This is a genomic window from Plesiocystis pacifica SIR-1 (genome assembly GCF_000170895.1).
Classification (GTDB): Bacteria; Myxococcota_A; Polyangia; order Nannocystales; family Nannocystaceae; genus Plesiocystis; species Plesiocystis pacifica.
The window spans coordinates 13,022-25,334 of sequence record NZ_ABCS01000004.1 but is presented as its reverse complement, the minus strand read 5'-3'; the positions used below and the strand labels follow the sequence as shown (position 1 = coordinate 25,334).

Annotated in this window: 10 protein-coding genes; 6 read left to right on the top strand and 4 right to left on the bottom strand. The window is 68.3% G+C overall.

All coding sequences use genetic code 11. The annotated features are described in order from the left end of the window. Positions 1-180: 180 nt before the first annotated feature. The 6 genes from miaB (at position 181) to PPSIR1_RS03035 (ending at position 7,633) form a co-directional block, all read left to right on the top strand. On the top strand, positions 181-1,641 hold the full coding sequence (gene miaB / locus PPSIR1_RS03060) for a tRNA (N6-isopentenyl adenosine(37)-C2)-methylthiotransferase MiaB (protein WP_006969515.1): 1,461 nt from the start codon (positions 181-183) through the stop codon (positions 1,639-1,641). A 203-nt stretch (positions 1,642-1,844) separates the two neighbouring features. Then, a complete protein-coding gene (locus PPSIR1_RS41680) occupies positions 1,845-3,371 on the top strand; it encodes a DUF4397 domain-containing protein (RefSeq protein ID WP_006969514.1) in 1,527 nt (508 codons plus the stop codon). Between the two features lie 122 nt (positions 3,372-3,493). After that, a complete protein-coding gene (locus PPSIR1_RS03050) occupies positions 3,494-4,210 on the top strand; it encodes a type 1 glutamine amidotransferase (protein WP_157595150.1) in 717 nt (238 codons plus the stop codon). A 346-nt stretch (positions 4,211-4,556) separates the two neighbouring features. Further along, on the top strand, positions 4,557-6,350 hold the full coding sequence (locus PPSIR1_RS03045) for an NAD(P)/FAD-dependent oxidoreductase (RefSeq protein WP_006969512.1): 1,794 nt from the start codon (positions 4,557-4,559) through the stop codon (positions 6,348-6,350). 519 nt (positions 6,351-6,869) lie between these two features. After that, positions 6,870-7,295 (top strand): hypothetical protein, encoded by a 426-nt coding sequence (locus PPSIR1_RS03040; protein WP_006969511.1) that lies wholly within the window; start codon positions 6,870-6,872, stop codon positions 7,293-7,295. A 95-nt stretch (positions 7,296-7,390) separates the two neighbouring features. Further along, positions 7,391-7,633: a hypothetical protein gene (locus PPSIR1_RS03035; RefSeq protein ID WP_157595149.1), complete on the top strand. Its 243-nt coding sequence runs from the start codon at positions 7,391-7,393 to the stop codon at positions 7,631-7,633. Positions 7,634-7,642: 9 nt separating this feature from the next. Here PPSIR1_RS03035 and PPSIR1_RS03030 read toward each other — a convergent pair whose 3' ends face one another. The 4 genes from PPSIR1_RS03030 to PPSIR1_RS41675 all read right to left on the bottom strand — a co-directional run bounded on the left by PPSIR1_RS03030 (position 7,643) and on the right by PPSIR1_RS41675 (position 12,057). Next, a complete protein-coding gene (locus tag PPSIR1_RS03030) occupies positions 7,643-8,896 on the bottom strand; it encodes a DNA glycosylase AlkZ-like family protein (protein WP_006969509.1) in 1,254 nt (417 codons plus the stop codon). Positions 8,897-8,943: 47 nt separating this feature from the next. Next, positions 8,944-9,855: an esterase/lipase family protein gene (locus PPSIR1_RS03025; RefSeq protein WP_006969508.1), complete on the bottom strand. Its 912-nt coding sequence runs from the start codon at positions 9,853-9,855 to the stop codon at positions 8,944-8,946. A 34-nt stretch (positions 9,856-9,889) separates the two neighbouring features. Then, positions 9,890-11,371, bottom strand: a complete 1,482-nt coding sequence (locus PPSIR1_RS03020) for a trypsin-like peptidase domain-containing protein (protein WP_006969507.1) — start codon at positions 11,369-11,371, stop codon at positions 9,890-9,892. Positions 11,372-11,481: 110 nt separating this feature from the next. Beyond that, the gene (locus tag PPSIR1_RS41675; protein ID WP_006969506.1) at positions 11,482-12,057 is read right to left on the bottom strand and encodes a hypothetical protein; all 576 of its coding nucleotides are present in this window, start codon (positions 12,055-12,057) and stop codon (positions 11,482-11,484) included. Positions 12,058-12,313 lie beyond the last annotated feature (256 nt).

Sequence of the window (12,313 nt, the reverse complement as noted above, 5' to 3'; positions counted from 1 at the left end):
CCAATCCCCGTTTGGCCGCGCATTGTAGTGCGCAGGCGCGGACGTGACCACCCCAGCGCGCGCCTGAGACCGCCTCTGGCGCCGCGCCGCACGGGTCTCAGCTCACACTCGCGCGACGCGCCTGAGCCCTGGCGACCCTCGGTGGCCCGCCCCTCCCACTTGACGTACCCTCCCGCGGCCATGGCCGGTCTCGTGCAGATTCGTCGCGCAAACGCCCCTGAGGACGCCCAGGCGGGCACCGAGGGCGCCGTCGTCGACGACTCCATCCAGGCCGACCCCCACGCGCCGCGGGTCTACATGGAGACCTTCGGCTGCCAGATGAACGAGGCCGACACCGCCCTGGTCCTCGGCCGCCTGCGCCAGGACGGCTGGGTCCGCGTGACCAGCCCGGCCGAGGCCGATCTCGTCCTCGTCAACACCTGCGCCGTGCGTGAGAAGGCCGAAGATCGCGTCTACGGCCGGACCACCCAGCTCCTCGACCACCGCAACCGCAACCCCGACCTGGTCATCGGGATCACGGGCTGCATGGCCGAGCACCTGCGCGACAAGCTCGAGACCCGCGCGCCGCACATCCAGCTCGTCGCCGGGCCCGACAGCTACCGCAACATCGCCGCCCTCGCCCGCAAGGCGATCACCGGCGAGCGGGCCGTCGACGTGCACCTCGACAAGGCCGAGGTCTACGAGGGCCTCGACCCGGTGATCCGCAGCCCCGGCGACGACGGCAGCGAGGCCGCGACCAGCCGGGACGACGGCGTCTCGGGCTACGTCACCATCCAGCGCGGCTGCGACAAGTTCTGCACCTTTTGCGTCGTGCCCTTCACCCGCGGGCGCGAGCGCGGCGTGCCGCCCCGCGAGGTGCTCCGCCAGGCCCGGCGCCTGGCCGAGGCCGGCTACCGCGAGCTCACGCTGCTCGGCCAGACCGTCAACTCCTACGCCTGGGAGGACGTCAGCTTCGCCGAGCTGCTGCGGGCCGTCGCCGCCGTCGAGGGCATCGAGCGCATCCGCTTCACCTCCCCCTACCCCGTCGACTTCTCCGACGAGCTCATCGAGGTCCTGGCCACCGAGCCCAAGGTCTGCCCCTACGTGCACATGCCCGTGCAGGCCGGCGCCGACGTGGTCCTCGAGCGCATGCGCCGGGGCTACACCCTGGCCGACTACCGCGAGCTGGTCCGCAAGCTCCGGGCCGCCGTGCCCCACATCGCCATCTCGACCGACATCATGGTCGGCTTTTGCGGCGAGACCGAGGCCGACCACGCCGAGACCCTCGCGCTCATGGAGGAGGTCCAGTTCGACTTCGCGTTCATGTTCGCCTACAGCGACCGCGAGATCACCTACGCGAGCAAGAAGCTCGTCGACGACGTGCCCCAGGAGACCAAGCTCCGGCGCCTGCGCGAGGTCATCGAACTACAGGAGAAACACACCCGGGCGCGCCTCGCTGCGCGCGTGGGTCAGCGCGACCGCGTGCTCGTGGTCAACACCTCCAAGCGCGGCGACAAGCTGCTCGGGCGCACGCCGACCTTCCAAAAGGTCTTGCTGCCTCTGGGCTGCGCCGCGCCGGGCGAGTTCGTGGACGTGACGATCACCGGAACGACCGGGCATTCGCTATTCGGTGAGCTCCTCGACGTCCAAAACTCGGACTGACTTTCAGGTGTTCAAACGAGCTCGAAGTGCGCGCTGGGCTCCGGCGGTGTTCCCGTGAGCTAACAAAACGTGCAACAAAGCTTGTCACTGTCGTTTTGTGTCTAGGGGCTCGCGGGATACCCGCAGCAGCGATTGCTCATTTTGTGAGCCAGTCACGACACGAGGAGTCTACAAACCCTGGATCCGCGTGATATTTCGTCCCGATGCAGTCCAAGAGCCTCTCCCTGATCTTGCCCTTGTCCCTCCTCGCTGCCACCGCGTGTGCCGACGACGGCACCACGCCCAGCGATGACGAAGTCGGTGACACCGACACCAGCACCGACGACGACGTTGGGGAAGATACCGACACCGAGACGGGGACCGACACCGGCACGGAGACGGAGACCGAGACGGAGACCGACACCGAGACCGAGACCGAGACCGAGACCGAGACCGAGACCGAGACCGAGACCGAGACCGGCATGGAGACCGAGACCGGCATGGAGACCGAGACCGGCATGGAGACCGAGACCGGCATGATGCCCATGGACTCGATGCTCCGCGTCCTCCACCTCGGCCTCGACGCCCCCGCCGTGGACATCTGGCTCGACGACGGCGACATGCCGGTGGTCACCGACCTCGCGTTCGAAAACGGCACCGACTACCTCACCGTTCCCTCCGGCGTGCACACCGTGGCGATCACCGCCGCGGGTGACCCCATCGAGAACGCGGTGCTGAGCGTCGACGTCGACCTCGCGCCCGAGACCAAGTACTCGGCCGTGGCCTACAACTACATCGCCGAGCTCGGCGTGCTCGCCCTCGTCGACGACGACGCCGACATCCCCATGGGCGAGGTCCGCTACCAGGTCACCCACGCCGCCCCCGACGTCGGCCAGGTCGACGTGTGGCTGCTCAGCGACCCGCCCGTGCCCGTGGTCACCGACCTCGACTTCATGGCCAGCCAGATCGTGCCCGCGCCCGCCGGCCCCCTCGAGCTCGGCGTGGACGTCAACGACGACATGGTCCCCGACCTGACCTACTCCGTGCCCGATCTGGGCCCCGACATCTTCGTCGACGTCTACGCGGCCAACGAAAACGGCGGCGCCCCGGTGTTCCTGCTCGCGCACCTGCCCGACGGCTCCACCGCCCGCATCGACGCCAACACCTTCTGCGGCGACGGCAACATCGACACCGACGACGGCGAGGTCTGCGACGGCATGAACCTCGGCGGCGAGACCTGCATGACCCAGGGCTTCGGCGCTGGCGACCTGAGCTGCGCCGCGGACTGCATGTCCTTCGTGACCGACGCCTGCTCGCCGATCAGCAACTGGGGCGACGACTTCGAGGGCGGCAACGTGTTCGGCGGCGAGTGGACCGTCGGCGGCACCGCTCCCTTCTTCGTCAGCCAGGTCATGCCCAACAACGGGGTCAACAACGCCGAGACCGGCAACATCGACAACAACCAGATCAGCTTCATGGAGGTCGACGTGAACTGGGCCAGCGACGGCGACGTCACCTTCTGGTACCGGACCGGCACCGAGACCAACTGGGACTACCTGAAGTTCTTCATCGACGGCGTCGAGCAGGACGAGTGGTCGGGCGTCATCCCCTGGACCGAGATCACCTTCCCGGTGACCGCCGGCAACCACACCCTGCGCTGGGAGTACGACAAGGACGGCAGCATCAGCTCCAACGGCGACACCGTGTGGGTCGACGACATCACGACCACCGGCGGCACCATGGCGCTCTGAGCCCCGCTCAGACCCCATCACTCGCCCACGAAGGGGAGCGCTGTGCGCTCCCCTTTCATTTTTTTCGCCCTCGCTCCGGTCCCCCGTTGCCGCCCAGGACCCGCGCCTGATAGATCAAAGCGGTGCGAGATCAGCTGCGCTTTGGCTTGATTCAGATTCGCCGCCCGGGAGACCCCGTGGCCGCGGATGAGCACCACTGCTTCGTGCGCCGCCTCGAGGTCGCGCCGACCCAGGTCGCTCAGGTCGACGTGTTCACCGAGTCCCTCGACGCGAGCCTCTACGACCGCTTCGACGGCCTGCTCATCGGCGGCTCGGGCGAGTTCTCGGTGCTCGACGACGTCGAGCCGATCCGCAGCTTGCTCCGCTTCCTCGAGACCACCGTCGAGCGCGGCATGCCCACCTTCGGGTCCTGCTTCGGCTTCCAGGCCATGTCGCTGACCCTCGGCGGCCACGTGGTCCACGACGGCGAGCGGGCCGAGGTCGGCACCTACGAGCTCGAGCTGACGGACCACGGCAACGGTGACCACCTCTTCGGTCACCTGCCCGAGTCCTTCCTCGCCCAGCAGGGCCACAAAGATCACGTCATGCGCCTGCCCGACGGGGTCCAGAACCTCGCCACCAGCCAGCGCAGCGAGCACCAGGCCGCGCGCTTCGCAGACCTGATCTGGGGCACACAATTCCACCCCGAGCTCACCCTCGAAGACAACAGCCGACGGGTGCTCCGCTACCAAGAACGCTACGCCGAGGACATGGAAGCCGTGCTCGACACCTTCAAGCCCTCGCCCGCGACCCACGGGCTGCTCGCGCGCTTCGCTGACGTGCTGGCCGAGCGCGAGTGAGCGCCGCCCTCGGCCATCGCAACGCCCGCTAGCTGACGATAAGAATGGCCATAGCGTGGCGCCATGCGGCGAACCGGGGAATGAACACAAAGTCGCTTCGGCTCGAGCTGCCGCCACACGGACTTGCTCAACCCGCTAGCCCGTCACGTGTAGCGAACTCGCGCCCTCGCGCCAGTGTCTCCACGCTGAGACGATCTATGGCAGCACACAGCTCGCTTCGAGCGCTCGCTCGGTCTTGCGTTTGTCGCGCCTCACCAATCTCCTTCAGAAGTGGGTTCATGCCGCCCTAGCCGGCAAAACACCGCGACTGTGGGATCTGTGTCGCCGAGCGTAGTAGATATTGGTTGTGAGCAACTCGTCGAGCGAAGAGCACCCCTTTGACAAGAGCTGTGACGTCCTGATCATCGGCGCGGGCTTGGCCGGCAGCTGCCTCGCGCGCCAGCTCCACTTCCAGATGCCCGATCTGTCGATCACGGTCATCGACAAGAAAACAAGCTTCGACTACTGGGTTGGAGAGTCAACCCTGCCGCCTTGGGCGGACTACGCTGCCCGCTACCTGCGGCTCGGTTCTTACCTGTGGAAGAAGCACTTCATGAAGCACGGGCTGCGCTTCTTCTTCGACAACGAGGGCAAGGATCTCTCCTTCGACGAGATGTCTGAGCACGGACGCCGCCACTACTCGACGGTGGTCTCCTTCCAGCTCGACCGCGCGACCTTCGATCGTGACATGGTCGAGATGAACCGAGAGCTGGGCATCGAGGTCCTCCTCGGCTGTCGAGTGCTCCACCGCAATGGCACCATCGCCCCGGGCACGGCGATGCCGGGGGTTCGGATCGACGGCGAGCAGGGCCACGTCGTCGAGACCTCCCAGGGCACGATCCGCTGCCGCTGGCTCGTCGACGCCGCCGGCCTGCACTCGCCCGTCGCTCGCAACCTGGCCACCGTCGTCGATGACTTCGAGCGCCTGCCCGTCGGCACCTACTGGGCGCGCTACACCGACATCAACGACATGGACCACCTCGGCTCCGATGAGTGGCGCAGGCGCGTCGCCTACACCGATCGGAACCTCTCGACCAACCACTACATGTACCGCGGCTACTGGATCTGGCAGATCCCGATCACCGACCGCGTGACCAGCCTCGGCGTGGTCTTCGACCACACCAAGGCGCCGCTGAAGATGAAGTCGGCGGACGACCTGACCGCCTTCTTCAAAGAACACCGCTGGGGCCGAGAGCTGCTCGGCAAAGACCCCAAGGCCCTCGACTTCCTCGGCCTCAAGCGGCTCCCCCGCTACGTCGAGGAGTTCGCGTCCACGGACCGGTGGTTCCTGACCGGGATGTCGAATTCCGTGGTCGAGCCGCTGTTCTCCTCGACCTGCGTGTTCATCGCCTTCTCGAACCTGCTGATCGGCGAGATGATCAAGCGCGATCGGGCCGGCGAGCAGAAGGTGTTCGAGTCCCACGTCGAGCACTTCAACATCTTCTATCGCGCCGCCTATGAGGGCTTCATCAACACCATGGACTACAACGGCCACGGCTCCTTCGAGGGCTGGGCGCTGTATCGCTCGACCTTCCTGAACAACGGGCTCAACCGGGTCGTGCGCGCCTTCAACGAGGACCTCGCCAAGGTCATCGCAATCAGCGAGGCCCACGTCGACGGCTGCGACTGCTCGCTCGAGGGCTACCTCGACCGCATGCTCGTCAAGGGGCTCCCGGGTGCGCTGCGGCGTATGAAGGACGAGTACGTCGACTACCTCGACGAGAAGCAGGCTTACTACGAGCTCAACGCCAACGAGTTCCTCGAATCGACCGAGCGTCCGAGCCTGCGCTACAACTGGTGGCGTCCACAGTCTCAGGATCAGCTCATTTCCGAGGATCAGATCACCTACCAGGGCATGTTCCGCTGCTACACCGAGCAGATGGCGGAACGCGAAGGGATCGCCTGGAACGAGCGCGCCTTCGTACAACACTTCAACCCCGACTTTAGCCAGGGCCAGCGCATCGCCGCCGTCGTCGCGGCGATGAAAGCGGCCAACGAGGCCGGGCTCGAGCCAGGCTCAACCGAGAACGTGTGGCACCCCAGCGGACCCCCCGATCCGACGGTGACGGGCTGGCGGCGGGCCTACCGCGCGGCCAAGTAGACTGGGTGAAGAGCTCGCTGTCCGGCCCGCAGGCCCTCGCCTCGGGCCGACCGCTTCCCCACTCGGCATCGCCGGCCAGGGGCATCCCCATGGCCCGCTGCTCGTCCCTCTCCGAGCTGGAGAAATTGACATATCTCAGCGAGAAAGCCCATGACAATCACCCCGGGCAGGACTGCCCCAAAGCGGGCGGAAGCCACACTGGAGTATCACCATACACGAGCACTCACGTGAGACCGCCCGCCCATGACAACACGGACAAAGCGATGAGGCCTAGCCTCCCGTTCAGTGCGAACTCGATTTGATCAATGGACGGCTCGTAGACCTTCTGAGAGAAGTCTCCGATGATCAGGACGCCATAAAGAGCAGGAGAACGCCGCCTTATGCTCTGAACACCGAACTTGGGATGTCCCCCGCCCCAGCCCAGAGCACTCTCCAACCGCCCCGCGCGAACAGCGCAACGTCATCACTGACCCCTCCTACTCGTTGCCTCCAGAGATCGAGTCATGATAGGCTCGATGCGTGCAAGAGTACAAGTCGATTGCCTTCGACACCATCGAAGACGTCTTGTTCGTGGTTCACTATACCCCCCAGCCAGACGACGCTGACTGGGCAGAGTTGACCAAGTTCACGGACACGCTGAAGGGCTTGAGCGCGTTTGTCGTGTTTACCTTTGGCGCGACCGTCAGTGCCAATCAGCGCAAGGACATGACCAACCTCTCGGATCGGTTCGGCCATACGCTGTGCCTGCTGACCGACTCGCGAATGACTCGCGGCATGCTGACTGCGCTGTCCTGGTTCGGAGTCAAGGTCGGGGCCTACGGCCCCGAGGACTTGAAGGCGGCCCTCGCAGATTGTGACCGCTCCCACCTCCACGACCGGATCCTCAAGCACGCCAAGAACTCCCTCGACAAGGCGCGGGCCGCCGAGGCTGCCCGTGGGGCCTAGCTCACTCCGCTTGGCTGCGAGCTAAACTCGCCACTGCCCATATGTTGAACTCTCCAGGTCGCCATCGCCTCCTAGCCCTCGCGCTGCCCTTGGGGGTGACTTTGGGTGCGCTCGCCTGCGACCGCAAGTGGGACTTCGAGTGCCACGCGAAGTGGCAAAAGGGCGCCACGGAGGTGTGGAGCGAGACCTTCACCTACCCGCAGATGGACAGCGAGACCGACGCGACCGCGCGCTGCAAGGACGACATGCTCGAGGCCAAGCCCAAGGGCGCGACCTCGGCCCTGTGCAAGTGCGAGGGCAAGGACGAGGGCTTCCTCGGCGGGCTGCTCGGCGGCTAGCCCCGCGGGCTAGACCTCCAGCTCGCGGACGAGCTCGAAGCGGGCGTCGATCTTCTTGGCGCTGTCGATGGCGTAGATCTTGGCGTGGCCGAGGGACTCGGCCATGAAGCCGCGCACCGCCCGGAGCTGCCTCTCGACGCGCTTGGCCGCGGCCTTGCTGGGGCGGGTGAGCCAGGTGAGGTGCTGCGCCTCCAGGGCCGCGTCGACCTCCCAAAAGCCCGCGAGCTGGCCGTCCACGAGCACGCTGCGCAGGTGCGGGTACTGAGTCGAGCGGATCGGCCCGCCCCCCGACCGACCCCAGCGCGGAATCTCGAGGTCGAGCTGCGCGGGCGGGCACACGCAGGCCGGCCCGCCGCGCACGACCAGGAAGGGGTCCTGCAAGCCCACGAGCGCCTCGCCCTTCGCTTTGGCCCGGGAGTGGGCGAGCTCGAGGCTCGCCGGGCTGGCCAGCATGGCCACGGGCTCGTCGCGGCCCACGACCTCCACCTCCACCTCCACCAGCGTGTCCTCGAGGGCGGCGATGGCCTCGCGCGCGGCGGTCTTGGTCGCGCCGGACCAGGTCACGAAGTGCTCGAGGCTCGCGGGCCCGTACCAGCCGAAGAACAGCTGCGCGAGCCACTGGAGCAGCTCGTGCAGATCGTCGCGGCCCGGCTCCAGCCCGCGCCTGCGCACGGACCATTCGAAGCTCTCCGTGTCCAAACGCGCGCCCACGGGTCGCCGCTCGATGGCCCCCTCGAACTCGAGGGTACGCAGCGCTGGCGGCAAGCTCGAGCTCAACCCGACCTTCTTGCCCTTGGCCCCAAACGACGTGATGGCCTTGGCGACCTTGGCGTGCTTGCGCAGCTCGGTCGTCGTCGCCGGGCCGTCTCGGTCGAGGGCCGCGAGCACGGCCTTGGTGGTCTTGGTCAGCTGCCTGGCCGTGCCGCCGGCCTTGTCGAGGTCCCGGGCGTTGCGCTTGGCGGTGAGCCGCTGGGCCACGGCCAGGCAGGCGTCGGCGTGGGCCTTGGGGACGAGGTACATGCAGCCGCGCACCGCCGGGGAGATGCGAATCGCCCCGGAGCGCAGGGCCTCCTCGACCACGCCGAAGTCCACGGGGACGCCCCGCGCGAACAGGGCGAAGTAAGGGTCCGCGCCGCCGAGGGCTCGGGCCCAGGTATGGGCGGCGAGGACCTCGTCCGGCGCGCGCTCGGTCGAGGGCGCGAAGCCCTGCGCGAGCCACCACGCGCGCTGAGCCTGAGCGATCGATAGCCTGTCCGCGGTCATGGCTCTGGTCTATCAGAGCCGCGCGACGCCGTGGGGCGAGTCCACACTCAGGAGGTCGCTTCGACCATAGCCGTGGCCTTCGAGTCGACCCCGACCTCGACTCCAGCGTCGAGCAGCCACTGCCGGATCTGTCGCCGGCTGTCCCCGTCGAAGAGCGGGCCGAAGTGGCCGAGGGAGCCCGCGAGCACCCGCACCTCGCCCTCGCCGGTGACCGTGGCCCAGGGCGGCGAGACGATCTGCTCGCCCATGCCCACGACGGTGTGGACCGGGACGCCCGAGGGCGGCCGCTCGGCGAGCTCGCGCATCAGCGGGCTCGTGGCGACCATGTCCCGCGCGCTGCGGCCCGGCGCGCCGACGCGGAAGGTCACCCCCCGATGCGGCGAGCCGAGGCACACCAGCACCGCGACGCCGTGGTCCTCCGGGTGGCTGTGGATCATCGAGCGCGCGACCACGCCGCCCATGCTGTGGGCGACGATCGCCACGCGCTCGGCCCCGGTCTCGGCGCGCAGGGCCTGGACCCGCTCGCGCACGTAGGCGGCGTTGTCGGCGATGGGCCGGAAGGTGCTCGGGAACTCGTCGAGCGCCACGCGGAAGCCCTCGCGCCGGAGCCAACGGCCGAGGCTGGCCATCGCCCCCGTCGACTCGAGGTAACCCGGCAGCAAGAGCACCGGGGTCCCGGAGCTCAGCGGCGCGACCCGGGGGCTGCCGAGCACCCGCCGGCGCATGTCGGCGTGCACCACCCGGGTCTGGCACCAGGTCTCGTACACCGTCCCGCGCACGCGCTCGAGGACCGAGGCCGGCGCGTCGAAGAGCTCGGCGTGCTCCGGGTCGAGGGGCCGGAGCTTGGCCGCGCGCCAGCCGATGGCTCGACCGCCGAGCACGAACAGCAGGTTCGCGCCGTAGTAGCCCGCGACCGAGGCGCTGACGATCTCGAGGACGAGGACGAGGCTCGCAGCCACCTCGACAACCTACCTCAATCTCGGAGCAGGGCCATCAGCCGCCGCTGATGATCGCGGTGAACTGGCCGTCCCCGCGGCGCGCGGTGACCTTGACCGCGCCGCGGTCGCGCTCGAGGGCGGTGAGGACCCCCTCCACGCTGCGCACGCGCTCGCCGTTGATCTCGACGATGCGATCGCCCACCCGCAGGCCCAGGCGCTCACCCAAGCCACCCGAGACGACGTCGTCGACCACGAGGCCCTCGTCGTCGGCGTGGACCTCGACGCTCAGCCGCGCGGGCTGGCCCTGGTAGAGGTCCTTGCCGCCCCCCGACGGCGGAACGAAGGGCGTCTTGGGGTCGATGCTGCCGCCCTTGCCCTCGGGCGCTGGCGTCGGCGTCATCCGGGGCGCACCCCGCCCGTTGATCCGCGCGAGCGCGTCGGGCCCGGGGCGCTCGCCCAGGGTCACCGTCACGACCTTGGCCTCCCGGCCGCGCAGCAGCTCGACCTCGACCTGCTCGCCCGGGCCGTAGTCGCCGATGCGGCCGCGCAGGTCGTCGAAGTCCTCGACCTTGCGGCCGTCGACGGCGATGACCCGATCGCCCGCCTGGATGCCGGCCTTGGCCGCGGGCGTGTCGCCCCGGACCTCGCCGACCACCGCCCCGAGCACGGGCATCTCGCCGTAGTCCGGCGGCGCGTCGATGCCGGTCACGCCCAGCCACCCGCGCACGACCTTCCCGTCACGCAGCAGCTTGGGCACGACCACCTTGGCCTGGTCCACGGGCACCGCGAAGCCCAGGCCGTCGTGGCCGCCGACCGCGGTGTTGATGCCCACGACCTCGCCGCGCAGGTTGAACAGCGGGCCGCCGCTGTTGCCCGGGTTGATCGCCGCGTCGGTCTGCAGGAAGTCCGCGTAGCCGTCGCGGTAGAGCCCGAGGCTGCCGCGGCCCTTGGCCGAGAGGATGCCGCGGGTCACCGTCTGGCGCAGGCCCATGGGGCTGCCCACGGCGATCACCCAGTCGCCGACCTCGAGCTCCTCGCTGGAGCCGAAGCGGACGTAGGGTAGGTCCTTGGCGCCCTCGAGCTGGATGACGGCGATGTCGGTCTGCGGGTCGCTGCCGACGAGCTGGCCGCGGAAGCGGCGGCCGTCCTCGAGGTGGACCTCCAATTGATCGCGGCCGTCGACCACGTGGTGGTTCGTCACCACGTGACCGTCGGCCGAGACGATGAAGCCGCTGCCGATGCCCCCCGAGGGCGCGCCGCCGCCGAAGGGGTTGAAGCTGCGCCCGCCCGAGCTCATGGCCTGGATGCTGACGACGGCCGGCTTGACCTTCGACAGCATGGGCGCGAGGCTCAGCGTCGGATCGTAGTCGAGGCCCGCCCCGAGCTCCGCGTCGGCCCCGTCTTCGGGGGCCGCGGGTTTGCTCGCGCGGGCCTCGTTGGTGCAGCCGCTGCCGACCACGAGGGCCGGGGCGCCGAGGCTGCAAAACGCGAGGAAGAACAGGCCATGGGGACTGAGCTTTCGCCGGCGGGAGTGCATCGCGGCGGCCCAACTGTGAAGCCTCGCGACTATTCCCGCGTCTGCTCCAGATTTTGCTCGGTCGGTGTCGGCCTGCTCCATGCGCGCTCGCTACGACTTTACTGGGCCTGCTACTGGATCAGGTCGGAGCCGTGGGCGTCGATGTGGATCCCGGCCTCGACCAGGCGACGGGCGTCCCGCGGATCGCCCCGTCGGCGCCAGCGCTCATAGAGCCCGAGCAGATCGCGCTCTCCCGACCCACCGCGCAGCATCCGCCCGAGCAGCTCGACGATCTCCTCGAAGCGGTCGGCCAGCCGGCGGAACACCTCGAGGCGCGCACGCCTCGCATGGATCTCGCGGTACGCGGCCGAGCCAATGCCCGCGACGTAGCCGACATTGACCGGGCTGCGCTCCAGGGAGTCCGGCACGACCCCAGCGATGTAGAGCGCTCGATCGCCCACCTCGCGCAGCGCCGCCGCGCCTGATTCGCGCGCGGCCAGAAACTGGGTCGCCAGGGCCGGGCTGGTCCGCCCCGCGATCTGCGGGCGGCGAGCGTGGCTGGCGAGCATGTGGACCAGATAGGCCCCCAGATCTCGATCCAGGGCCATCCCTTCGCGCTCGCTCGCGCCCTCGAGCTCCTCGTAAAAGAAGGACTCGAGGGTGCCATCAAAGACCAGGTTCGGTGCCGAAGCGGAGGACTGGGTCATGGGCTCCTGCTTTCTCGTGAGTGAAGTCGTGCCGCAATTCTCACGCTAGCAGTCTTCGCGGGTCACACAAGCCGAACGCGCGAGCTGGCTCACCCCCACCCACAGCAAACTTTTGGGGTTGACGGTCTTGATCCCCTGTTTTGGCGCTTTACCCTCGCGCCGCTGGCAGTCGACTCGTTTGACTGCCAAAGCCCCAACCGCCTTCGAAAAGCTGCGTGATTTCAAAAATTTACGCAGGCATCGGGGCACACCGAGA